Raw genomic sequence first — 19,556 nt, forward strand, 5'->3', positions numbered from 1 at the left:
CTTTTCTCCGAGCGTAAAAAAACCGCCCGGAGGCGGTTGAATTTGTTTTTGTCACGTCTTCTAATTCAGCTTCATATCTACGCCAAGGCCGCTCGGTCGTTTGCTGCCGCTGAGCATCATGCTAAGAGCGAACCCTTGAATGTCTTTATTGTTTACGGTTACCACTGAGAGGAATGGTGTCGAGCTCGCCGGCTTTATAAAAGAGCACAGAACAGAGCTACGCTGAATCCCACTGCGAGCACTTGCTGTGTAGTCGATCTCTGTAAAAAACTCAGAGACGCTTTCGCCATCTTCGTACAGGCTAGACAAGTAACGTTTTCTTGAATCCCCAACCTTGCCATCCGCGGCCATGCTGTATCGATCGAGAGCCTCGCTATGCGATAGCCTTCTTCCGCTCACATCAATTTTATTGATTTTTACAGAGGATGGATCGATTGCAACGCCATGCAGAATATCAGTACAAACGCTTTTCATTTTTGACTCATCGCTGCATCCCGAAAGCACGCCAAGCGACAAGACGGCCATTAACGTAAATACCCTAGCCATACAATTGCTCTCCATTTAGAAGCGGTCAGTCTACCGGCTTCAAACAGAAGCACCAAAACCCCGCATTTGCCCTTGACCAGCATCGGCCATTTCCCTACGGTCTTGCGAATCAATTGGCCTTAGCGGCCGACAAGATTCGGCCGCTCCGTAGAAAACCAAAGCCTCGTAACAAACACCCCAAGGATCGTGCATGAGTTTTCCCAACATGAGTTCCAAAGATCTAATGCGAAAGAGTAATGCGTTGGCCGTAGTCGACGGGCGCCCAACACATGAGCTTGCCGACCAAAAATACGACATTGATGCGATGCTTCAGTGCTGCGATGCGGAAGACATCAACTACTGGGGCCAGCAAGAAGGTGCTCGCCTCTGTGCTGCTCCTTTTTATTTCGAGCGAGCCGCAATCCTCCACCGGAGGAACAAGGACTATTCAGGCGAGATCGCTATTTGCATGCGCTGGAAGGCAATCACTGATGACTACAAGGGCCAGTCAATAGTCAAAGCAAAGCATGCAGCGCTGACCCATAAAGGGCCTCGCTCAATCGCGATTCTGTCGCGACCAGCCAAAGCCAAGGAATTGCTTCGGAAACAGAATGCATCTGCGAAGTCTGGAGGGTGAGGATATCCTCAGCCCGCCAGGCGAAAAAGTCCAGCGGAGCCGGACTCTCTTCTGTCTACCCATTCTCCTTGGGCTTGCTGCTCTCCGCCCATTTGGCGCGGAACTCATCATCGATAGCAAAGATCACAGCATCGAACTCACGCCGATCAATGCTCGACTGGTGAGCGCTCAGGTATTCGCTGATCATCCCGACAGAGATAGGCATTGGCGAGCAGGACGCGCCCACGAACTGCCGACCGCGGCCGATGACGTAATAGGCCTCGATGATCTCCGACGCAACCCAGCTCATCGCGGGCGGATCGGGGATTTCGACATTCAGCCTTTCGCGGACTTGACGCTTTCTTTCGTTTTCCGCACCCGCCCACTCCGCGGCCCAACGGTAGGCGGCAACGGCTTTTCCACTGATTCAGCGATCTGCTCCTGCTGCCGCAATGCGATAGCGTTGCCGGTGCTCAGGACGAGCAAGTAAATCTCCGGCATCTGCTCGATCAGCAGGCGACCACGTTCCGGGGTGTACGGTGCCTGCGTTTCAGGGTCTTCCGCCTCGGCCACGCCCTCCCAGTCAAGGATGAGGTGCTTACAGGCCAGGTCGATAAACAGCATGTCCGGGTCTGGAATGTCGTAGTCAGTCTTTTTCAGGATGTCGAAGTCGCCCGTGCCGACACCCAGCTGACGCGCTGCAGCATCCAAGTGACGCTGGATCTGTCGGTAATCGCTGCTGTAACCAGGACGCGCCGTCGAACCAATCAGCAAACGCAAACCCGGCGCGGGCTCAATCCATCGCGTACTGATGGTGTCCATCACGTCTTTTTTCTTGAGAATAAATGCCATGTCGATCCTTCGCCGCCCAGTTGCAGGCGGCTACCCGTGGTTAATTTTGTACTTGGCTGGTCGGCGGACTAAGCACCGGCTGCCTTGCGAGTGATCGTTGGGGGGATGCGGCGCGCGGAGACGTTCAGGGTCACCTCGATCACATCAGTTGCTGAGCCGTCCGGCCAGTCACCGTTAACTTCCATTTCTGGCAAGGTGATGGTGTAGCTGCCTTCGCCATTCTCAATGGTGAAGCTCAGGGCGATGGCGCCGCCCGTTTGCTGCTTGATCCACAGCGCGTAAGAGGCGGCAGACCAGGCAATTGTGACGGAGCCATTCGCGGTGAAGGTTGTCGGGATCACGTTGCCAATGTAGGCGCCGTTATTGATGCAGCGCTGGGTCTGTACGTTGTTATCGAACGTCAGATCCATAGCGCTGATGCAGGTGCCACTGCCGGGCGTTGCTTCCACGCCATCCAGGGTCAAGGAGGTGAAGTCCTTGAAGTTGAAGCGTTCGGTGCCTACTTCTGGAGCTGCTGCTGAGAAGTAAGGCGTAGCGTCAACCTTGCCCGCCCAGCCCGTGGCTGTCAGGTTCACAGCGACGGTAATGTCGTCGTCGGTGCCGAACGTGAAGGCCATGCTGCCGACCTGTGCGCCCCGCGCAATCGAGGACACCAGCACGTCACTTGCGAATGACGCAACCGAGTAGCTGATGCGCTCATCGCCCATGGTCAGCGTGTCGGCCTTCCAGCGACTTCCAAAACAGGATTCGAGGAAGTCATCAATTGCGCCGCCATAGCGCCACTTCATGCCGATTTCACCCGCCACATCGACGGTGGTCGCGCTTGTGCCTTGGCTCATGCGGTTTTGCGAGATCTCATTGTTCTCGGCGGTGTTTTGTTTAGGCCCGAGGCCGTAAGAAGTTCGGATCAATTCCTTCCAACCCATGGCAGGGGTCACGCCCTGCGTCACCTCTTCGACGTAGGCCGTTCTGTTCTTGGCGCCTGAACTCATTGGGTGATTCTCCTATCAATAGGCGTAAAAAAACCGCCTAGTGGCGGGCATGTGTATGGGTTGCCTTTCGGCGAAACTGAATTGGGCCTAGTAGGCCCGGTAAGGAATTTGAATGTTGACCTGATACCAACCGTTTCCGTCATCGCCAACCGTCGTAGCCGAGGCCGCGTAGCAGTCAAAGCCAGCTTCACTGAAGAACTCGAAGTGCTGGACGAGCGCGTCTGCGGCCCGGGTGATGGCCAGAGTGCCCTTATAACTCGGGACAAACAGTTGAACGACGATCAACCCTGTACGGCGCACCTTCGGGCTTAAGCCAATTTCAGGGGTTGAGGACAGCGCAGGAATGTCAGCCAATCGCGCCCATATCGCCCGTCTAGCAGGATTGAAGGGCTTCGGCGAGTTGGGGTAATCAACATCACTTGCAGGGATTCCAGTCCATTGAGTCATTCGCGTGGTGATGATGTTGCGGATCTGCTCAAAGGTCATTATTTGAACGCCTGTGATACGCCGTGGAATGAGGCTGCGTAGATTCCGCCTGGAGGCGCCTGCTTAGAGTGACCATCTTCAAGCCTTTGCGCGTAAGGGAGGTTGTTCTGAATGAATACCGTCGTATAAGGCTCAAGGCCGCTCATTGCAGCTGCGCCGCGGGAGATAGTCCCTGCACCAGAGGCATCAGTCTCAACCGTGGACGCATAAACGGGGCTGACGATGCTTACGATGTTGTTGTTTCGGAACCGACCGGTATCAACAGGAGAACGCAGCACGATTTCTTGAAGCATTGCGAGGGCAATAGTTCGAACTCGCTTCATTAAGTCTTCTTCAACTACGTCAGCAAATAGGCTGGGCGGCACACTCCAGCTTCCACGTATGGCCATTAGGTTGCCCTCAGCTGAATACGAAACGTGGCGGACGCCGGGTCAACCTGAACCGCCTTCACCAGGTAGCTGACCAACTGAGTGCGGTCTGCCAGATCCGGAGCCTTGATCGTATGGCCTTCGGCCGGGCGGTCAGTCACCTCGTTGGTGAGCGCCGTCAGCTTCAGGTCGCTCGACAAGATATTGATATTGTCGATGCGTCTGGTTTCGTACTTGCCCAGCACGCCGCGCCCGGTGTAAGTCGCCTCGACGCTGGTGTCCGTCTCGGTCACAGGGTCCCATGCGCCGGGCACTGTGTAGGTGCCCGTGAATGGCAGTACCGCGTCTGCCAAGTCTGTGCTGAATGCTTCGGCCAGATCTGCCTGTAGTTCGTCGCGCAGCCCCATGTCAGCCCCTCACGATCTTGGTCTGCCCATTGTTACCACTCAAGTAGTGGGACAGCAGCGCCATGGCGAACGACTCGCCGGCACTGATTTTGCGAGACGATGCCGAGTAAGACTTGCTGCTCGACACGCCATCAGCATCAACCGACTTGCTCAGCACGCCGGTCTCAACACTGCCGTAAATGTTGCCTGCTGCGGCCTCGCGGGCGATCTCTGCACCTGCCTGGATCACGTCACCCGGGACCGGGTCGAATTCAGGCAAGCCGAGATTGGTTAACCAGGTATTAGCCATCAGCACCGCGCGCGCTTTCTGGTCTTCTGGCACCCAGGTAGCCCCGAGCAGTTCGTTAACCTGCGCAACGGTGATGTAAATGGTCATTACTTGGCCTCGTCCAGTAGCTTTTTCAGCTCATCGAGGGTGGCTTCTGCGGTGAACTCGATGCTCTTGGCAGTCAGCGCAGACTTGACCGCTTCGACTTCGGCGGCGTGTGCGGCCTGCTTCTCTGCTTCGGTTTTCGGCTTGTTGCCACCGCTGGACTTGCCAGCTTTGATCGGCTCGGGATTCTTGTAATCAGCCGGCGCAAACTGGGCATCAATGATCTTGTAGCCCTTCTGGCGCAGCTCAGCTTTACGCTCAGCAGTGACCGGGTGTTTCTCGTAAATGACTTTCTCGCCCATGACGGACTCCTTGCAGATAGTTAAGGCGACCCGAAGGCCGCCCGCTCGATTACTTGGCAGCATCGCCAATCGTGATTACACCCGCCGAGCCCTTGATGCTGTTCGCAACCAGATCCCAGTTGGTGCCCGTGGCCAGCTCAGCGCTGGTCGGAGACTTGCCGCCGTTGGCGGTGTCCCAAGTGAAGCCCTTGAGGCCCAGGCCGAACGAATAATCGCTTTGCATGGTGGTTTCGATGCGCTCCTTACCGTTGGAGGTTTCGATGTTGGTAATCAGGTCGGAACCGTCCATCACCACCGCCGCGCCGTCAGCCAGGCTCAACACCTTCTGCTTGTCAGGAGTGCCCGCCTCGAACAAAGCGGCCGCATCCGTAACGATCACGGCCTTGCCGAGAATATCGACCACCTGCACGCCGCTGAAGCTGAACAGGCGCTCAGCGTTGGCCAGGTTCTGACCCAGCAACTTGTGGTACATGGCGCCGGTCATCACCTGGGCGACAAGGCGCTGCGAAGCATCACCGAACAGCGCGTGCGCGTTGTTGATAGCGATGTAGTTCAAGCCGCCAGTGGCGGAAACGTCGTTGGTAGCGCCCGGCTGGTTGCCGATGGCAGCGACCAGGGCGGCGATGGCGGTGTTCAACTGATCCGACATGATGGCTTCGGACAGGTTGCGGCTGATTACTTCCAGCGCTTCTTCGGGGTTCTTCTGAACCCACGACAGTTGCGAAGGCTCCCACAGGATCGGGCCGAACCCGCCTGCGATCTTCACAGAGTCGTACTGCTTCTGAGCAAGCGGCGTTGCTGCCTGAGTGCCGTTGGCAGCGTAACGGTCTACACGACGTTGCGCGCCGTGCAGGCCAGCCCAGAAGGACTCTTGCAGGAAGTCGCCGTCGATACCTTGGGTAGTCAAGCGGATGGTGCCTGCGGAGGCAGCGTTGAACTTCGCAACGTCCTGCGTCAGAGTTTCGATGGTGATTTTCTTCAGGTAATCGTTGAATACCTTCATGTTCGACAGGGACATGGTGACTCCTTAACTGGTTGCGGTCATGGCCTTGATAGCGGCGACTCGGTCGTCTTTGCCCCCGCCAAAATTGCCCTTGGTGTTTTGGTTGTTGCCACCGCCGTTCTGAGCGCCGCCGCCAATGGCGCCGGAACTCTTCAGGATGTGGTCGCGGTGCGGGTACTGCGAGACGAGTGTTTCGATAGCTTCGTCGAAGTCGGCCAGCTCACCAGGGCGTGCGCGACTGAAAATCTTCTGACCTTGGGCGTCGTAAGCGACCACCTTGCCGTCTTCAACTTTCAGGTTTTGCCCGAACGTGGCTTGAACCATGTCAGCCGGAACAGCCAGCTTGTCGGCGATGAACTTCGAGCGGGAGAAGCTGCCGCCGATCTTCTCGGCATACAGCTGCTGCTCGAAGGTCTGCGCCTTGCCGGTCACTTCGTCCAACTGGAGCTGGAAGGCTTTACTGATTTCGGCTTTAACCTTCTCGATTTCACCGGCATCCACCAGTGTTTTGGCGTCGAGATTGGCTACGGTTGCCAGGGCTTTTTTGGCTGCGGCCGGATCGTCGATGCCTTCAAAAGCCTTTACGGCCTTCTCAGCATTATCGGCGCGCTCGCGGTGGCCCTTGGCTTCGGAGTTCAGGCGCGTGATGGTGGCCACGGTGCCAGGAGCATCAAATGCCACCTCTTTGCCGTCCTCATGGACATAGACAGGCTTGCCATCTTGCAGAACCGCGTTGCCGTTTTCATCGAGCTTCAGCTTCATTTCGTCTCTCTAGGCCATCCGGCCAGTTGTCGGGCCATCCGGCCCAGTGCGCCCCGCTCATCCGAACAGACAGGCAATAAAAAGCCCCGGCAATGGCCGAGGCTGTGAAAGTGCGCGCTACGTTTTGTGAGCGCGTTAAACGTGGCGCGGAAAACTACAAGCCCGCCCGGCCGAATGCCGCGGCGTCCTGCTCGCGTAGCTGATCAAGGGTGAGCAGCTTGCCCTTGTCGTTGTAGAACTGATCGAGGTCGAGACCACCATCACGCAGCAGCTTGCCGCGCGCCGGGCCTAACACCTGATCCTGCCTTGCCGCGCCCTGCGACTTGATCCATTCGCCATAGTTCGTTGACTGCGGCACCTGACCATCCATGCTAGCCCTGACACCTTCTGGCAGCCCCTTGGCCTGCTTCAAGGCTTCATAGCTTGCGATGATCGGGGTTGAAGTCGAGCGGCAGCACCAGTGCAGTTTGCCCGGCCCGCTGAGCCAGGGCACCTTGTGGCCAACAGGGGCGTGATCGTCGTCATTGGTGTAAATGAGGCGGTCGCGCAGCCTGCAAGGGGCGCTAGTCCTACCATCCAGCGTGCTTAGCCAGCTAACCTCAGCAACAATGTCGCTGTTAGCCTTGTAGTAGGACTCGCGCACGCCCTGCGCCGTGTGGCTAATAGCCGTGCGGACCATCGACTCTACGTCGCGACGGCTGCGCTCGATGATCCCGTCAGCATAGCCCTGAGCCTTGGTGCCCATGATGCGGCGCACGATCTGGCCTGTGGTTTGTCCCTCGACCATCCCCATGCGAATGCTGTCGCGGATCTTTGCAGCCCGGCCCGCCTCAAGGTCGCCCATCCACTCCTTGAGCAAGCGCCCTTGGAATGGCCGAGCAAGCGCAATGCCACGCACTTGGGCAAGACTTACAGTGCTCAGGCGGACCTGAGCCAGTACCTGCGCAGGGATAACCTTGGCGAACAACGCGCCCTGATAGCCAGCCTCGTACTGACCAATGCTCACAACAGATTCGGCCATAGCTTCGCCAATCGAGGCGTAAACCGACTTATTCAGCTCGTACACAGAGGCCAAGACGGTGTTTAAGTGTCTGGTCGTGTATGAGTCAGGCCCAAGACGCTCAATCGCTTCTATCAGCTTTACACGCAGATCAGCGTCCACGCTATTGAGCAGCCGCATAACCTTGCGAACCTCGGCATTGCTGAGGTGTTGAAGGTCTACCGCGTGGCCGATGGAGGCTGCCTGCATCTGCTCGTTGACGGTTGCCATTTACAGCTCCCCGAGCGCTGGCCCTTGTGAGTCGATCTTTTCCAGCTCATCAGCCCAGTCGTATTCATCGCTGATCACACCGCGCCGCTGCATTTCAGTGAACAGTGTTTCCTTGGAAATCATGCCAGCGTTCGCCATGGCCACCAGCGTGGGCAGTGACACTTCGGGCATGTAATCCACGTCGAAGCTGCCGCGCATCTCAACCGTGCCACCCTCGCCCAGGCTTCGGTAGTCGGCCATGAACTGGAGCAGCTGAGCCAGGCAGTCGGCGAAGTGGTTCGCCATGCGCGACAGTGGGGAAAGATCCTGCGCAGCCTCTTCTTCGGCCTGCGTGGCCGTTTTGGTGGCAGACTTGTCAGGCGTGAGCAGCTTTGCTCCAGCCATACGCATTTCCGCAATCAGGTCTAACAAAGCCTGACGTCCGGCATCGACAGCCTTGCCGGTGTGCTCGACATACTTCATGTCGCCGTTAATGGGCAGGTCCGTAAGCGCCCCGGTGCCCACCTTGAACTCAGGCGGGATTACCTTCCCTTGATTGTCGTACTGGGCCTGCACGCCGATACGCACCAGAATAGGCACGCGGATCACATGCAGGATGTTGTCTTGGTCGCTCTGGCTCTGCCAGTGCTTGATGTTGAGGTGGGCCAGCTCCAGCAGCGGCGGCTTAGCCGTCATAAAGCCTGTGCGCCCTGTGTAGAACGTCACCCAGGGGATTACGCTAAGGTTGGTTGTCCCCTGATCGTGAATCGCCCATACGCCACCCTCATTAGGCTTGCGGTAGGTCGTCCACTTGCCAGGCTCCAGCACGCGAATCTGTGCGACGCGTTTGGTGCCGAAGTCTCCGTCAGACTCTTCGATCATTTCGCGGTAACGCACCTGGCTCAGTACGCCATCACGCACGCGCCACCCGCAAACCTGCTCAGGCTTCACCATGACGACGTAAGGGCGAACCCCGGCTGCCTTCTCATCGGCCTGAGTGCGAACACCTTCCGCCTTCTGGTGGTCAACGAACGCGTGACACAAGCCGTGGCTGAGACCTTCCCGAAAGAAGTCCACCGACCAAGCGTTGATGTCGTTGTTCGCGTTGTCGATGTTGCTGGCCAGCTCCACGACCTGCTCAGGCACGTCGTCACCCAGTTGCAGCGGCTCAGCGAACACGCGGGAGGTCATGTTTCCGACCGTCTCGGAGTAGGCAGGCAGCAGCGTGGACAGGCGCAAACGCTCTTTGTAAACCTCATCGTCTTCTGCCGGGTACTTAGGCAGTAAAGCCGGAGCCGCACGCATGGCCAGCGTCCCGCCCATCAGAGGCGTAATCACGTCCCAATAGGAGCTCATCTGGTCTACGGCATCCAGTGTGATGCTTGGGTCGTTGGACATGATTACATTCTCAGAGGCTGGGTGGATGTTGTGGCAACGTGGATAGGGAAGCGATAGACGACGAAGTAACCGAAGGCATCGGCCGGGTCTTCCGTCCCATCCTTGGCTGGCTCGCCTTGTTCGGTATATGCCTGCTGCTCCAGCACTTGCGTGGTGTGCGGGCAGCGGTTGGTATTGATCAGCAAAGCTCTCTCGCCGTCGCCATTCAGGAACTGGGCGTTGACCGACAACACTCGATCGCGAACAAATGGGTTCGAAGGATTGACCTGTAGATTGAATCCAGCCTGCCGAAGCAACGCGTGATCCGACTCGCTGCCGTTCACGCTCTTGCGGTTCTTCCCGCTGGCATCCGGGTAAACGGTGATGTTGTGACCCTGAAAACGCTGCTTGATGGCCACAATCATTGCAGGCGTGTCGAATAGCTTGGTGATCTCATCCAGCAGCAGGGCTTGGCCACCGCGCAGAACGAACACGCAGGCCGCCATGCGGTTGATGTTGAAGTCCATTCCGATGTGCAGAGGCTCACCAGGGCGGATCGTCTCGTAGGTGTGATTCTTCACCCGGCAAAAGTTCGGGTAGACCGACCCGGAGGTCAGGTTGACGAATAGGCCATCGATGTAAGCGTCCACCAGATTGGCCGGGTACGACTTGCGCAGGGACGGGATGTAGTCAACTGGCAGGTTTTTGGCGTTCTGCCGTGTGCTGGCATGGACAATCCCGTAGAACTCGCGCTGCTCAGGCTCGTCGACCAGCTCCTTGACGAACTTGCGGTGAACCCAGTTGAACCCTTCTGGCGTCGTCGTAACGTCGATGGTGTTCTGATCGCGCCCAGGCCAAACCGTGGACATGCGGGCGATAATCTTCTTCCAGGCGCTGTCAGCCTTCTTGATCGGCATACAGTCGATCTCATCGACCAGCGCATGCGCAATGTTGAAGCCGACGATGCGGTGCGGGTGCTCCATGCTCTTGCACACAATGGTGCTCAAGCATCGGCCCCGGTTGTCGCGCAGGTAAACGCGCTTCTTGCTGGCCACAATGTCCGCGAACAAGCCGAACGCTTCGGCCACGCCCGGCATGGTGTCAAAGAAAATGTCGGTGATCTGCGGATAGGTCGGCGCGAAGTAGCCCTGCGGAATGCCGGGGAACTCCAGCGCGTTGACGCACATTCGCACACACCCCACGAACGTCTTGCCGCTGCGATAACCTCCGACGAACGCCATGAACTTTTTGTGACTCTTGATGAACTCAAACTGCGGCTTGTTCAGCATCAGGACGGCTTGCATCTTCTACCCCGATGATGACTTGCTTGGGTTCAGGCAAACCCTTATTCGGGTCTTCCAGCTCGCGGCGCAGCTTCTCGTTGGTGAGACGACGAGTCTCAAGGTCTTCTTTCGTGCGCTCTAGGCTCTCGACTCTGGCGGTCAGCCGGTCGATTAAACCTGAGTAGTCGCGCACCTTACTGGTAGTCGCCTTCTCGCCGTCTTCGATCTTTTCGCTGTCAATCTCCAGCTCATTGCCGAACTCATTCTCACGACTTAGCACACGCATCAATCGAATGCGCGTCAAACGCAGCTCGTCATCAACCCGACCCAGCTCAATGCTGGCAAGTAGGTTGTTCTCTTCATCGGTCAGGAACTGGCTATAGATAGAGCCGGGCTTGGCGGCGTGCTTATTCGCCTTATTGGCTTTAGACGCAGCCCCGCCGTGTAACTTGCACTTAGAGGAACCCGGAACAGCGTGTCGCTTGCATGGTTCCCCTGAGCGCGTTTTAGCGCCGCATTGGGCCATGGGCTTGCCTCATTCATGGGGTGTTTCGCGAAAGGGTGTTCATTCAACGTCGTTCGAACGTCATTCAATGGTTATTCAAACCATCCAGTTGCCTCTGTGCCGCAACCACGGCAGTACACCGCGCCATTGGCCTGCTTGCCCCGGCGCATGATGAAGAAGTCTTCGGAGCCGCAATTGCACTGATAGCTCTCATCGCCTTCAGATGGCCCATAGGGCCACTTGAATACGCCTCGGTGCGAACTACAGGCCGGGCACTCAAGATTCCGCTGGCCCGCCGGCGCTACAGCCACCCATTCATGCTTGCATTGGGAGCAGATGGCTTCACCGGAAGAGTGAGGATCGTTGGGCCGCTTGAACTCCAGCACCTTGACGCTCATACAAATCCCTCACAATTGCGCGCCACGATTTGGCGCATTCGAAAACGTGGCGCGGCTCAATCCATCCGCAGAATGCGAGCGACATTGCCCCGAGCGCGATATACCAGTACCGACAGAACAATCAGTACCATCAACAGGAAAGGCGACACCGTCGGCACGGGCTTGGAAAACATCACCGACAACGTGATAAGTAGTGACTCGCACCCTGTGCCAACGGCCAGCAAGTAAGCCAGCCATGACACTCCTGCGCGGTACCGAGCACCGTCACGGCGATAAGCCGCAATGCGGTAGCAAATGGCGCCACACAGGGCGCCTGCAATTAACGTCCAAGGGTCAACCATTGCGACCTCCAAAGCGGTCAGCGATGAAGCGCAACCAGCCAGGCGTCTTTCCGCCTTGAACCCACTCCAACAGGCTGATGCAGATCACCACGCAAAACAGTGCGCCGAAGAAGGCCACCAGACCCGAGGTGTTGGCCCAGTTGCGGCCCATCACCTCGCTCGACACGTAATAGCCCAGCACCCAAGAGGCAAGGAAGTAACCGAAGCGCGACCAGGGCGTCAGCTCTCTGGCAAATACCACAAAGAACATGGCACCGGCAAAAGCCCCGACCACTGCATTTACATCAATTCCAGGGATAAGGCTGGCAGTGGTCATGCCAACAGCAGCCGTCACCGCCAGCGCACCGGTACTCGGTTCGGCCATCGTTGATACTCCACAAAGAAAAAACCCGCACAAAGGCGGGCGTATGGCTCCGTGCTATCGTCGACGCCCCTACAGCAAGACGATGGACCGAGCCATGGCAAAAACAAATATCGAGCGTTTTGATGAGATGAGCGCAGACATACTCGCCCACCTGTATGAAGCATTCCCTGTGCACACAGGTGTATCGCCCCGGACTGCAGGCCTCGCCGAGGTCGAAATCCTGGACTATGACCCTGTGACTGGAACTTCCGAAACCGCCGGAGAGCGCGACCCGGAAACCGATTTCTTTGAGGCGACTTTGGCTTGGCTGGTCCAGTCAGGATTTGTGCTGCGCAAAGATAACGGTCATTTCTCCTGTACCTACGTACTGACCTCGCTCGGACTTCAGGCGCTTAAGCACGTACCAAAGCCATCACTCGGCAGCGAGACCCTTGGAGAAAAGCTCTCCACCGCCACCAAGAGCGGAGCCAAGGAGATGGCCAAGGAGGCTCTGAATCAGGCTTTGTCCATCGGCATGCGAGTGCTTACAAAGAGCACCGAACTTTAGATCTCGGTTCTCACGCTTTCCCGACAGAGCAGCCGTACAGACGCTTGCAGCGACTTGACGTCTCCCCTGAGCGCCCGGATCTCAGCACCACCATCGGTCGGAGCGAGATCCTGGGGCGCCGCTTTACCGCCACCACTCGCCGGACGAGCCCGATCAAGCAGCTCATCTAACCGGCTCAGCTCTATACGCCTGGAGTCAAGGCGCTTACTGACAGCGACAAGTGTTTCTGCAGCCTTCTGAAAGCGCTCCAGCGCCTCCGCATGGAGCTTCGTCGCCTCGGCCAACTTCCGCTCGTCGCTAATAATCATTTCAACCAGGCAGCGGTATTCACTCTTCATCGCCGAACTCCGAAAGCAAATGCCCTGCGCATGCAGAGACACTAATGAGGCCCTCGTTGAACTTGCAGGCAGAGGTTCCGAGGGGTTTGGGTAAATCGTGGGCACAAAAAAACCCGACACAGTGGCCGGGTTCTTTGTTGTCATTCTTAACACGCAAGAAGGACAAGATAGGCATTAATCTATGCCATTCTGCCACTATCCGTCAAGCAGCATTTTGAGCAATCAACCCTTCCCCATCCAGAATGCCCTGAGCCTCACTCAGCGCCTCATCAACTCTGCGCCGCAGGTCCTTGCAGATGGCGGACTTCCAGCGGTATTGGGTGCGCTCGGGTACCGGATCATCTAGCCAGTTATCCATCGAATACCAGCCCGCAGGCAGGACGCTAGTTGAGCGCTTGCTCTCCTGACCTGGGAGCTTGGGCATAGCCCATGTCACGACGGCCGCATGTCTGAATCGCTCCGGCGCTGGCGACCTAATGGCCTTGGCAATCAAGATTATCGCGGCGTGTTTGCGCTCCGCGTGGGTCGAGTACTGGGCGACCAGCGCATTCCAATGATCAGGGGCGAGCTGGGCACGAAGCCTTGCGTGAACCATGCAGTCGACGAGGAATGCAGCCTCCTTCCCGACGATCTCCCCCTTCTGCTTGGCGCACTGCACCTTTGGCTCGAAGTCGCAGCCGCCGGCGGAGTTGATCGTTTCGGCGGCCAGGGCCCGGACTACTGCTGCCACAACATTTCTGTAAGTCATGCCGCCTCTCCTTTCTTCAGTTCTCTGGTCAGCGCCCGGTAATGCGCGGTCAGCGCCTTCAGCTCATCGATCGTGTATTTCTTCACCGACTGGTCAGCCTCGAGCGCTTCGACGGCAGCCAGCCCGATCCTGGCGATCAGCCCGATCCGGTAATCCACGGCATTGCCAGACAGAAACCGGTTGTCCTGCTTGCTTTGTGCATGGCAGTTGCGCTCATCGAAGCGGAGGTGCGGTGCCGAGCCGACGCTGCGATAGTGGCCAGCATCTGTCTGGTTGCCGCTCCAATCCAGCGGCCGGCCGCTGGAGATGCACGCACGGCCCGCCGACCGGTCCCGCCACCGGATGAACTCGTTGAAAGCCTGCTGGGCGTCTTTCATGTGGTCGCTACGTGACTTCAGCTTCTCCTTGCGAACCTTGATCTCTTTGCGCTCGACCTGAGCCAGCGACTTGCGGGCCTTCTGCTGATTCACGTCCTTGATGGCCAACGCACAGGCCGGACTGCAAACTGCCTGCCCCAAGCGCTGCGGCTGGAAGCTAATACCGCATGCCGGGTTCTTACACATCTTTGGACGAGGCTGCTTTACTGCGAGACTCATGCATAGCTCCCGATCTGATCAGCAGCACTCAAGGCGTCCTGCTCCGCTTCGAAGTGCGCCGACAACACCAGCCGCCAACAGGCATTGAAAACGTCGCGATACAGCGGCTCAAATGCCAGATCATCCATGCTCGACCAACTGATTGACTTGGCTTCTTTGCGAACGCCTTCAGGGGTGTGCACCAGGTGGAAGTGTCCCGCCTCGATCGTTACCCATTCGCGAAATGCTTCACGGCTTTTGTCCACCACGGGAAAGCGATCCGCGCGCGAAGACTCAAGGCCTGAGATGTACGCAGCCACAGCATCCGACAGCTGCCCAGGCTTACCGCTTTGCGCTTCGAAGAACTTGGCCAACCCTTGAATCCCGCGGAGCTCTTGCCGAGGAATCAGGCCGCCAACCGGCTCCCAATACTCCCAAGCCAGATCCAGCATGGAGAAGAACTTGCCATGAAATTTTGCGTTGCGCATTTTGGTGAATTTGCCGTGGATGACCTGGCCCAGCTTCCACTTCTGGGTCAGCTCGCGATCAGCTTCAGTGGCTGGCACGAGGCCTTGGGCGGTACGAATAAGAGCGACCTCAGCCATTTTTCACCCCCGTCTTCATACTCACTTTCCCCTCAGCCTCAAGCTGGCGCATGGTTGCGCGCAGGGTCTTGAGGTCGTAGATGCGGATCAGCGCGCGAAGGCTCTTGTTGGCGACCGCAGCAAACGCGCAACCGCCAACGAAGAGCATCGACGTGATCAGCAGCACGGCGCCAACAATCATTGAGCCGTAGCCAAGCCACAAAGCGATTGAATCCAGGGTCATGACTGCTCTCCCTTGCCCATGGCGGCCGCATGGAACTTTGCTACGCAGCCAGCAAGGTCATGCTTTTCCTGGAAGTAATCACTTGCGTATGAGCCCCATGCATCAATTTCTTCGGCTGCATCCAGTAGGGACTTGCGCAGCCCATCAACCTCAGCCTTCAGCTCAGCATTCACCCGCTCGTAGGCTTCGTAGCCGGTGCGTAGGCCGGCTACTTCGGCGTGGATCTTGGCGATCTCTTCGCGCGCCGCATTGAAACCGGCAGCAGCATAAACGGCTTCGCTTTCGAGGCGATTGCTATCGGCGATCAAGGCCAAGACTGCGACCGGATTGGCAGCAGCGATGAACTCAGCATCCGCGCGATGGATAACACCCAAAGGGTCACTTTCATCACTCCACTCGTAGACCACTACATCTTTGCCGGTGTGGGTTCCGTGCTCATTCCAAATGTCCTGGATAATCTCAAAGCCTTGGCTGCCGTCAGCTTCGCCGCACATACTCCAAGGTCCTGCCGTTGCAGCTTCGGCCAGACGTTTCAGTTCGGTGTTGTCGGTCATGACTTCACCTTCACGCCAGCGGCTTCGATGGCTTCACGAACCTCAATGCTGCGACACAGAGCAAACACCTCATCAGCATCGAAAAGCTCGCTGCTTTGTGAGGCGTATTCGTTTTCGCGGATCGAGTCGTAACCGGCCTCGTACCCAACGATCTGGGGCAACTCAATCACCAGCACCTCGCGGGATTTCTTCCATGCCCACCAGCAATGCTCAATCGTGGTGCTTTGGTACTCGCCGGTGGCGAATTTGCCCATGTTTTGATTGGGGTATTCGCTCAGCACCGAGGCTTCAAACTCTTCACGCATCTTGTCGGTCATGTCCGCTGCTCCGCTGCTTCTGCGATCAATGCCATGCGCTCCATGCGCTCGGCGGCCTGACTGGCCAGATTCATACCGTCGGCCTCATCCACCACCGGTATGCACACGAAACGTATTCCGTGCTTGACCATGGTGTTCGCCATCTCAAGGGATTGCCTTAGCTGTGCTGGGTTTGCTCGTTTCATGCTGCACCTCGCTGAGAAGTCCGAAATAGCTGGCGGTCGAGAAATGCTTTCAGTGCGGTCTCGCAAATGGTTGGCTCCGGCATGAGGGTCAAGCGCTGGGCGTTTGCCTCGGCATGCGTTTCGCGGAGCACGCGCTCCATGTCTGAGCGGTCCGCGCGAGCCAGGAACATTTCCTCCATGATTTCGCCGATTGGCCGTACGTAATCCATGTCGTCCTTCTGGACTGAAAGGGACATGCGCGCCGCTGCTTCGGGGCTGACGTGATCGCGAACCAGGCATTGGAGATCGATGGGGGAGATGTTGTGGCGCCAGCCGTTCGCGCCACGCATAAGGAGTCCGCAATTGAACAGCCCGCCACGGTCGGACTCAGGCAACCCGATAAGAAACATGACCTCTTTGCCGGTCCGCGCCATGACTGCATCAGCCTTCTGGATTTCTTCAGGCGTTGGCTCCTTGCCTTTCACTTCAAGGTAAATGCCCGCGTTCGGCAGCCAGAAGTCCGGGAGGTAGTAACCCTCGTCGACGCGGACAAGATCCGGCTCGTACAGGTAAAAGATTCCGGACGCTTCCAACAGGCGGGCCCACATAAGCTCGGTGTAGGAGCGAAGCCGGTAGCCGTTATGGTGATAGATCGTTCTGCGCTCTCTCATCAGAAATTCACCTTCACGACGTTGTCTTGGCGGGCGTGGTTTGCCAGCGGAAGGAAGCGCGACTTGGCGCCCTGGAAGGCGGTCGGAACCATGCCAATTTCGCCATCCCGGTTTTTGCGGATGAGAATTTCGCCAATGCCTTTGTCCTGAGTGTTCGGGTGATAGACCTCGTCCCTGTACACGAACATGACGATGTCAGCGTCCTGCTCGATGGCGCCCGACTCGCGCAGATCGCTGAGCACCGGACGTTTGTCTGGACGGCCCTCACAGCCACGATTGAGCTGGGATAGGATGATCACCGGGCAATCCAGCTCGCGAGCCAATAGCTTGATCTGGCGGGACATGGCTGTAACGTCTTCGGTACGACCCTTGCCCTCTCCCTCGACGAGCCCGAGGTAATCGATAACCACAAGGCCAAGCCCACCCATGCGGTGGGACTGACGACGGGCAATTGAGCGGATGCGGGGCATGGTCATGACCGGCACGTCGGACACCGCTATCGGTGCATCGCGAAGCCTAAGCACGGCAGCGTTCAGCTCTGTCACGTAGTCGTTGCTGCACTCACCGGTTTTCAGCGACGGAAGCGGTATGCCTCCGACGGCGGCGAGCAGGCGATCCATGAGCTGGGTCTTGCTCATTTCCAGACTAATGACCAGAACCGGTTTTTTCTGGTTGATGGCCACGTCTGCCGCGATGTTCATCGCTAGGGTTGTCTTGCCCATTGCAGGGCGCCCGGCAACAACGATCATCTGGCCGGACTTCAACCCTTGCGTGAATCCATCCAGATCAGGGATACCGGTACCGAGACCGTCAAAGGTCACGCCTGCTGCGAACTTGTCGAGTCGATCCTGCAGAATCTCGACGTGCGCCATGAGGATGTCACCGACCATCTGGCATTCACCTTCACTGCCGCTGCTGTCGAGGCCAAGGACGATTGATTGGGCGAGTGAAATCTTGTCCTCGATGCTGGCCTCTTCGTGCGCGAGCTCATTGATGCGGTCGGCAGCAGAGGACATCAGCCGGCATACGGCGCGGTCGCGGATGATCTGTGCGTACGCTTTGGCGTTGGCCACGCTCGGTGTGTTGGCCTGTATCTCGCCCGCGTAAGCCATGACACGGGTGCCGCTAGGCAGTTCGGCGCGGCGGTCACTCAGCGTGATGACGTCGATTGGATGCCCATCGGCGTGCAGCTCAAGGATCAGACGATAAAGATCAGCGTTGTCTTCCCACGCAAAGGCGGCCGCAGCCAGGTCCTCGCTGAGAACGTCGATCAAGTGAGGCTGGCGAAGCATTGCGCCCAAGACGCCGTGCTCGGCTTCAAGACTTTGAAGTTCCATCATTGGGCTGCCTCCGACACTTCGCGAAAGACTGCGCGACTAACGAGGGCCTCAAGACGCGGCGCGACGTTGGCGCCACGGAAGAACACCTGGCTCCGGTTGTTTGCTTTCTGGAAGAACGGGAGCCAGAAGCCCTGCCCGCTCTGGTGAGCCGGCGACTCGTTCCAGCGCTCGGCGATCATGCTGCGCAAAACCTTGTCGCTCGCCACGGTGACGGCCGGCAGATTTGGGCAGACCTTGTGGTACAGGTCGATGATCTTGTCCACCGGGACACCGGCCTCAGACGCGCCACTTGGATTCTTCTTGAATTCGCGGCCCAGCCAGTTGACCAGGAAGCGGCGCCAGTCCTTTTTCGGCTTGCTCCCACTGGCCCAGGCGGCGGCACGCTTGATCTCCGCCTCGACGTCGGTCGGCGAGTAGGCTTCCGCCCACTTGGTGATCAGGGTGGCGTCGACTTCGAAATCTTCACCATCGAACGAAACCAGAGCTGCTGGCTTTTCGGTTTTGATTTCAGGCTGGGTGGGTTCCGCCCCTTGGGGGGCAGTAATCTGTTTCGTAGAAACAGTTACTAGGGGTTCTTTCTTTGTATAAAGAAGGGAGTCGTCGGATTTGGTCTGTCTCGCAATGCTGACGACTCGGGCCGAATGATCCGAGTCGGACGATATGGTCTGATTCGGACATTCATTTTTGATGTCGTAGAAGATCCATTCAGAGGGGTCGCTGATACCGATATCGCCACGGGCTCCGCCAACGCGGTAGAGAACCCGGCGCTTGAGCAAGTGACTGATGGCCTTGGAAGCGACGTCAGGATGAATGTTGGTCGCCTTGGATATCTCGGTAGCCTGGATGCGAGCTTCGGGCACATGGAAGCCTATGGTGGCTCTGGCCACGTACAGTGCAACCTTCAGCTCTCGCCCAGGCAGATCGACAACCATCAAGGCTTCGATGAGCTTGTTTTCCATCCGGGTGAAACCCCCGGTGATTTTGAGAGGAATGACATTGTTCATGGGTGAGCGCCTTCCGACGACGCCAGGAAAGCCTGGAGATGATCAAGGCATTCGCGCACGAGCTTATTTTTGGATGGCTTGGAGTACTGGAAGCGAATCTGCTTCGCTGCGCTCATTGCTGCATCGAGATGGAAATTGCAGCGCGACACGTTTTGCGATTGCAGAAAACGTGGCGCGACACTGGCCGGGGTATTGATCGTTTGGATTGATTGGTGCATGATTTGCTCCACAAGCGTTTTAAGAGAGCCGGGTCACTACCCCGGCTTT

The 19,556-nt window shown here is 57.6% G+C and carries 32 protein-coding genes; 2 read left to right on the forward strand and 30 right to left on the reverse strand.

Translation table 11 applies throughout. The features are described 5' to 3' along the window. Nucleotides 1–60 precede the first annotated feature (60 nt). Entirely contained in the window at nt 61–546 is a 486-nt protein-coding gene (locus tag CJF39_RS05785) for a hypothetical protein (RefSeq protein WP_094992567.1), read from the reverse strand. A gap of 190 nt (nt 547–736) precedes the next feature. On the opposite strand from CJF39_RS05785, the gene CJF39_RS05790 reads away from it, so the two are divergent. Beyond that, complete coding sequence (locus CJF39_RS05790) at nt 737–1,162, forward strand: hypothetical protein (RefSeq protein ID WP_094992568.1); 426 nt, start codon at nt 737–739, stop codon at nt 1,160–1,162. Nucleotides 1,163–1,217: 55 nt separating this feature from the next. Here the strand turns inward: CJF39_RS05790 and CJF39_RS05795 are convergent, their stop codons facing one another. From CJF39_RS05795 to CJF39_RS05875, 17 genes are all read right to left on the reverse strand, one after another. Beyond that, nucleotides 1,218–1,451, reverse strand: coding sequence for a hypothetical protein (locus CJF39_RS05795; RefSeq protein ID WP_094992569.1), 234 nt, complete (start codon nt 1,449–1,451; stop codon nt 1,218–1,220). 26 nt (nt 1,452–1,477) lie between these two features. Then, entirely contained in the window at nt 1,478–1,993 is a 516-nt protein-coding gene (locus tag CJF39_RS05800) for a hypothetical protein (protein WP_094992570.1), read from the reverse strand. A 68-nt stretch (nt 1,994–2,061) separates the two neighbouring features. Further along, entirely contained in the window at nt 2,062–2,985 is a 924-nt protein-coding gene (locus CJF39_RS05805) for a phage tail tube protein (RefSeq protein ID WP_094992571.1), read from the reverse strand. A gap of 87 nt (nt 2,986–3,072) precedes the next feature. After that, nucleotides 3,073–3,471 carry a phage tail terminator-like protein gene (locus CJF39_RS05810; protein WP_047274436.1) on the reverse strand — a complete coding sequence of 133 codons (399 nt, stop codon included), beginning with the start codon at nt 3,469–3,471 and terminating at the stop codon, nt 3,073–3,075. Then, complete coding sequence (locus tag CJF39_RS05815) at nt 3,471–3,860, reverse strand: HK97 gp10 family phage protein (protein WP_094992572.1); 390 nt, start codon at nt 3,858–3,860, stop codon at nt 3,471–3,473. Before CJF39_RS05815 ends, CJF39_RS05810 begins: the two co-directional genes overlap by 1 nt. After that, nucleotides 3,860–4,246 carry a glutamate 5-kinase gene (locus tag CJF39_RS05820; protein ID WP_094992573.1) on the reverse strand — a complete coding sequence of 129 codons (387 nt, stop codon included), beginning with the start codon at nt 4,244–4,246 and terminating at the stop codon, nt 3,860–3,862. Before CJF39_RS05820 ends, CJF39_RS05815 begins: the two co-directional genes overlap by 1 nt. Nucleotide 4,247: 1 nt before the next feature. After that, a complete protein-coding gene (locus CJF39_RS05825; RefSeq protein ID WP_047275949.1) occupies nt 4,248–4,622 on the reverse strand; it encodes a hypothetical protein in 375 nt (124 codons plus the stop codon). Further along, a complete protein-coding gene (locus CJF39_RS05830; RefSeq protein ID WP_094992574.1) occupies nt 4,622–4,921 on the reverse strand; it encodes a hypothetical protein in 300 nt (99 codons plus the stop codon). Before CJF39_RS05830 ends, CJF39_RS05825 begins: the two co-directional genes overlap by 1 nt. Before the next feature lie 49 nt (nt 4,922–4,970). Beyond that, nucleotides 4,971–5,939, reverse strand: a complete 969-nt coding sequence (locus CJF39_RS05835; protein ID WP_094992575.1) for a major capsid protein — start codon at nt 5,937–5,939, stop codon at nt 4,971–4,973. A 9-nt stretch (nt 5,940–5,948) separates the two neighbouring features. Then, complete coding sequence (locus CJF39_RS05840; RefSeq protein ID WP_094992576.1) at nt 5,949–6,686, reverse strand: DUF6651 domain-containing protein; 738 nt, start codon at nt 6,684–6,686, stop codon at nt 5,949–5,951. Nucleotides 6,687–6,840: 154 nt separating this feature from the next. Then, the gene (locus tag CJF39_RS05845) at nt 6,841–7,956 is read right to left on the reverse strand and encodes a hypothetical protein (protein ID WP_094992577.1); all 1,116 of its coding nucleotides are present in this window, start codon (nt 7,954–7,956) and stop codon (nt 6,841–6,843) included. Then, on the reverse strand, nt 7,957–9,333 hold the full coding sequence (locus tag CJF39_RS05850; protein WP_094992578.1) for a DUF4055 domain-containing protein: 1,377 nt from the start codon (nt 9,331–9,333) through the stop codon (nt 7,957–7,959). 2 nt (nt 9,334–9,335) lie between these two features. After that, nucleotides 9,336–10,616 (reverse strand): terminase large subunit domain-containing protein, encoded by a 1,281-nt coding sequence (locus CJF39_RS05855; protein WP_170942645.1) that lies wholly within the window; start codon nt 10,614–10,616, stop codon nt 9,336–9,338. Continuing rightward, the gene (locus tag CJF39_RS05860; protein WP_094992579.1) at nt 10,579–11,121 is read right to left on the reverse strand and encodes an HGGxSTG domain-containing protein; all 543 of its coding nucleotides are present in this window, start codon (nt 11,119–11,121) and stop codon (nt 10,579–10,581) included. The genes CJF39_RS05855 and CJF39_RS05860 overlap by 38 nt, the downstream gene beginning before the upstream one ends. A 71-nt stretch (nt 11,122–11,192) precedes the next feature. Beyond that, nucleotides 11,193–11,498, reverse strand: coding sequence for a hypothetical protein (locus CJF39_RS05865; RefSeq protein ID WP_212555976.1), 306 nt, complete (start codon nt 11,496–11,498; stop codon nt 11,193–11,195). A 56-nt stretch (nt 11,499–11,554) separates the two neighbouring features. Further along, nucleotides 11,555–11,839 carry a phage holin family protein gene (locus CJF39_RS05870; RefSeq protein WP_094992580.1) on the reverse strand — a complete coding sequence of 95 codons (285 nt, stop codon included), beginning with the start codon at nt 11,837–11,839 and terminating at the stop codon, nt 11,555–11,557. Then, a complete protein-coding gene (locus tag CJF39_RS05875) occupies nt 11,832–12,203 on the reverse strand; it encodes a putative holin (protein WP_048375931.1) in 372 nt (123 codons plus the stop codon). Before CJF39_RS05875 ends, CJF39_RS05870 begins: the two co-directional genes overlap by 8 nt. Nucleotides 12,204–12,297: 94 nt before the next feature. Here CJF39_RS05875 and CJF39_RS05880 point away from each other — a divergent pair, with 94 nt between their 5' ends. Beyond that, the gene (locus CJF39_RS05880; RefSeq protein ID WP_048375930.1) at nt 12,298–12,750 is read left to right on the forward strand and encodes a hypothetical protein; all 453 of its coding nucleotides are present in this window, start codon (nt 12,298–12,300) and stop codon (nt 12,748–12,750) included. Here the strand turns inward: CJF39_RS05880 and CJF39_RS05885 are convergent. From CJF39_RS05885 to CJF39_RS05940, 12 genes are all read right to left on the reverse strand, one after another. Continuing rightward, a complete protein-coding gene (locus CJF39_RS05885) occupies nt 12,747–13,088 on the reverse strand; it encodes a hypothetical protein (RefSeq protein WP_048375928.1) in 342 nt (113 codons plus the stop codon). The two genes, CJF39_RS05880 and CJF39_RS05885, sit on opposite strands and share 4 nt — an antisense overlap. Before the next feature lie 202 nt (nt 13,089–13,290). Continuing rightward, nucleotides 13,291–13,836 (reverse strand): hypothetical protein, encoded by a 546-nt coding sequence (locus tag CJF39_RS05890; protein ID WP_094992581.1) that lies wholly within the window; start codon nt 13,834–13,836, stop codon nt 13,291–13,293. Next, nucleotides 13,833–14,432, reverse strand: a complete 600-nt coding sequence (locus CJF39_RS05895) for a recombination protein NinG (protein WP_094988693.1) — start codon at nt 14,430–14,432, stop codon at nt 13,833–13,835. The genes CJF39_RS05890 and CJF39_RS05895 overlap by 4 nt, the downstream gene beginning before the upstream one ends. Continuing rightward, entirely contained in the window at nt 14,429–15,016 is a 588-nt protein-coding gene (locus tag CJF39_RS05900) for a DUF1367 family protein (protein WP_094992582.1), read from the reverse strand. Before CJF39_RS05900 ends, CJF39_RS05895 begins: the two co-directional genes overlap by 4 nt. Next, nucleotides 15,009–15,239, reverse strand: a complete 231-nt coding sequence (locus CJF39_RS05905) for a hypothetical protein (protein WP_048375922.1) — start codon at nt 15,237–15,239, stop codon at nt 15,009–15,011. The genes CJF39_RS05900 and CJF39_RS05905 overlap by 8 nt, the downstream gene beginning before the upstream one ends. Then, a complete protein-coding gene (locus CJF39_RS05910; RefSeq protein ID WP_094988691.1) occupies nt 15,236–15,793 on the reverse strand; it encodes an ead/Ea22-like family protein in 558 nt (185 codons plus the stop codon). The genes CJF39_RS05905 and CJF39_RS05910 overlap by 4 nt, the downstream gene beginning before the upstream one ends. Then, nucleotides 15,790–16,110, reverse strand: a complete 321-nt coding sequence (locus CJF39_RS05915) for a hypothetical protein (RefSeq protein WP_047274393.1) — start codon at nt 16,108–16,110, stop codon at nt 15,790–15,792. Before CJF39_RS05915 ends, CJF39_RS05910 begins: the two co-directional genes overlap by 4 nt. Next, complete coding sequence (locus CJF39_RS05920; RefSeq protein ID WP_094992583.1) at nt 16,107–16,295, reverse strand: DUF1382 family protein; 189 nt, start codon at nt 16,293–16,295, stop codon at nt 16,107–16,109. Before CJF39_RS05920 ends, CJF39_RS05915 begins: the two co-directional genes overlap by 4 nt. Further along, entirely contained in the window at nt 16,292–16,945 is a 654-nt protein-coding gene (locus CJF39_RS05925; protein ID WP_094992584.1) for a hypothetical protein, read from the reverse strand. Before CJF39_RS05925 ends, CJF39_RS05920 begins: the two co-directional genes overlap by 4 nt. Next, complete coding sequence (gene dnaB / locus CJF39_RS05930; protein ID WP_024013548.1) at nt 16,945–18,285, reverse strand: replicative DNA helicase; 1,341 nt, start codon at nt 18,283–18,285, stop codon at nt 16,945–16,947. The genes CJF39_RS05925 and dnaB overlap by 1 nt, the downstream gene beginning before the upstream one ends. Then, nucleotides 18,282–19,289 carry a replication protein gene (locus CJF39_RS05935; RefSeq protein ID WP_047282139.1) on the reverse strand — a complete coding sequence of 336 codons (1,008 nt, stop codon included), beginning with the start codon at nt 19,287–19,289 and terminating at the stop codon, nt 18,282–18,284. The genes dnaB and CJF39_RS05935 overlap by 4 nt, the downstream gene beginning before the upstream one ends. Further along, nucleotides 19,286–19,507 (reverse strand): hypothetical protein, encoded by a 222-nt coding sequence (locus tag CJF39_RS05940; protein ID WP_094992585.1) that lies wholly within the window; start codon nt 19,505–19,507, stop codon nt 19,286–19,288. Before CJF39_RS05940 ends, CJF39_RS05935 begins: the two co-directional genes overlap by 4 nt. Between the last annotated feature and the right edge of the window lie 49 nt (nt 19,508–19,556).

The organism is Pseudomonas lundensis (genome assembly GCF_002269125.1).
GTDB classification, from domain to species: Bacteria; Pseudomonadota; Gammaproteobacteria; order Pseudomonadales; family Pseudomonadaceae; genus Aquipseudomonas; species Aquipseudomonas lundensis_A.

Coding starts and splice junctions, on each gene's coding strand:
- dnaB (WP_024013548.1), bottom strand. CDS start 18,285: ATGATGGAACTTCAAAGTCTTGAAGCCGAGCACGGCGTCTTGGGCGCA.
- CJF39_RS05800 (WP_094992570.1), bottom strand. CDS start 1,993: ATGGCATTTATTCTCAAGAAAAAAGACGTGATGGACACCATCAGTACG.
- CJF39_RS05845 (WP_094992577.1), bottom strand. CDS start 7,956: ATGGCAACCGTCAACGAGCAGATGCAGGCAGCCTCCATCGGCCACGCG.
- CJF39_RS05870 (WP_094992580.1), bottom strand. CDS start 11,839: ATGGTTGACCCTTGGACGTTAATTGCAGGCGCCCTGTGTGGCGCCATT.
- CJF39_RS05795 (WP_094992569.1), bottom strand. CDS start 1,451: ATGAGCTGGGTTGCGTCGGAGATCATCGAGGCCTATTACGTCATCGGC.
- CJF39_RS05860 (WP_094992579.1), bottom strand. CDS start 11,121: ATGGCCCAATGCGGCGCTAAAACGCGCTCAGGGGAACCATGCAAGCGA.
- CJF39_RS05855 (WP_170942645.1), bottom strand. CDS start 10,616: ATGCAAGCCGTCCTGATGCTGAACAAGCCGCAGTTTGAGTTCATCAAG.
- CJF39_RS05865 (WP_212555976.1), bottom strand. CDS start 11,498: ATGAGCGTCAAGGTGCTGGAGTTCAAGCGGCCCAACGATCCTCACTCT.
- CJF39_RS05900 (WP_094992582.1), bottom strand. CDS start 15,016: ATGGCTGAGGTCGCTCTTATTCGTACCGCCCAAGGCCTCGTGCCAGCC.
- CJF39_RS05885 (WP_048375928.1), bottom strand. CDS start 13,088: ATGAAGAGTGAATACCGCTGCCTGGTTGAAATGATTATTAGCGACGAG.
- CJF39_RS05805 (WP_094992571.1), bottom strand. CDS start 2,985: ATGAGTTCAGGCGCCAAGAACAGAACGGCCTACGTCGAAGAGGTGACG.
- CJF39_RS05895 (WP_094988693.1), bottom strand. CDS start 14,432: ATGAGTCTCGCAGTAAAGCAGCCTCGTCCAAAGATGTGTAAGAACCCG.
- CJF39_RS05820 (WP_094992573.1), bottom strand. CDS start 4,246: ATGGGGCTGCGCGACGAACTACAGGCAGATCTGGCCGAAGCATTCAGC.
- CJF39_RS05890 (WP_094992581.1), bottom strand. CDS start 13,836: ATGACTTACAGAAATGTTGTGGCAGCAGTAGTCCGGGCCCTGGCCGCC.
- CJF39_RS05830 (WP_094992574.1), bottom strand. CDS start 4,921: ATGGGCGAGAAAGTCATTTACGAGAAACACCCGGTCACTGCTGAGCGT.
- CJF39_RS05910 (WP_094988691.1), bottom strand. CDS start 15,793: ATGACCGACAACACCGAACTGAAACGTCTGGCCGAAGCTGCAACGGCA.
- CJF39_RS05940 (WP_094992585.1), bottom strand. CDS start 19,507: ATGCACCAATCAATCCAAACGATCAATACCCCGGCCAGTGTCGCGCCA.
- CJF39_RS05840 (WP_094992576.1), bottom strand. CDS start 6,686: ATGAAGCTGAAGCTCGATGAAAACGGCAACGCGGTTCTGCAAGATGGC.
- CJF39_RS05880 (WP_048375930.1), top strand. CDS start 12,298: ATGGCAAAAACAAATATCGAGCGTTTTGATGAGATGAGCGCAGACATA.
- CJF39_RS05915 (WP_047274393.1), bottom strand. CDS start 16,110: ATGACCGACAAGATGCGTGAAGAGTTTGAAGCCTCGGTGCTGAGCGAA.
- CJF39_RS05905 (WP_048375922.1), bottom strand. CDS start 15,239: ATGACCCTGGATTCAATCGCTTTGTGGCTTGGCTACGGCTCAATGATT.
- CJF39_RS05920 (WP_094992583.1), bottom strand. CDS start 16,295: ATGAAACGAGCAAACCCAGCACAGCTAAGGCAATCCCTTGAGATGGCG.
- CJF39_RS05935 (WP_047282139.1), bottom strand. CDS start 19,289: ATGAACAATGTCATTCCTCTCAAAATCACCGGGGGTTTCACCCGGATG.
- CJF39_RS05790 (WP_094992568.1), top strand. CDS start 737: ATGAGTTTTCCCAACATGAGTTCCAAAGATCTAATGCGAAAGAGTAAT.
- CJF39_RS05835 (WP_094992575.1), bottom strand. CDS start 5,939: ATGTCCCTGTCGAACATGAAGGTATTCAACGATTACCTGAAGAAAATC.
- CJF39_RS05815 (WP_094992572.1), bottom strand. CDS start 3,860: ATGGCCATACGTGGAAGCTGGAGTGTGCCGCCCAGCCTATTTGCTGAC.
- CJF39_RS05850 (WP_094992578.1), bottom strand. CDS start 9,333: ATGTCCAACGACCCAAGCATCACACTGGATGCCGTAGACCAGATGAGC.
- CJF39_RS05810 (WP_047274436.1), bottom strand. CDS start 3,471: ATGACCTTTGAGCAGATCCGCAACATCATCACCACGCGAATGACTCAA.
- CJF39_RS05875 (WP_048375931.1), bottom strand. CDS start 12,203: ATGGCCGAACCGAGTACCGGTGCGCTGGCGGTGACGGCTGCTGTTGGC.
- CJF39_RS05825 (WP_047275949.1), bottom strand. CDS start 4,622: ATGACCATTTACATCACCGTTGCGCAGGTTAACGAACTGCTCGGGGCT.
- CJF39_RS05925 (WP_094992584.1), bottom strand. CDS start 16,945: ATGAGAGAGCGCAGAACGATCTATCACCATAACGGCTACCGGCTTCGC.
- CJF39_RS05785 (WP_094992567.1), bottom strand. CDS start 546: ATGGCTAGGGTATTTACGTTAATGGCCGTCTTGTCGCTTGGCGTGCTT.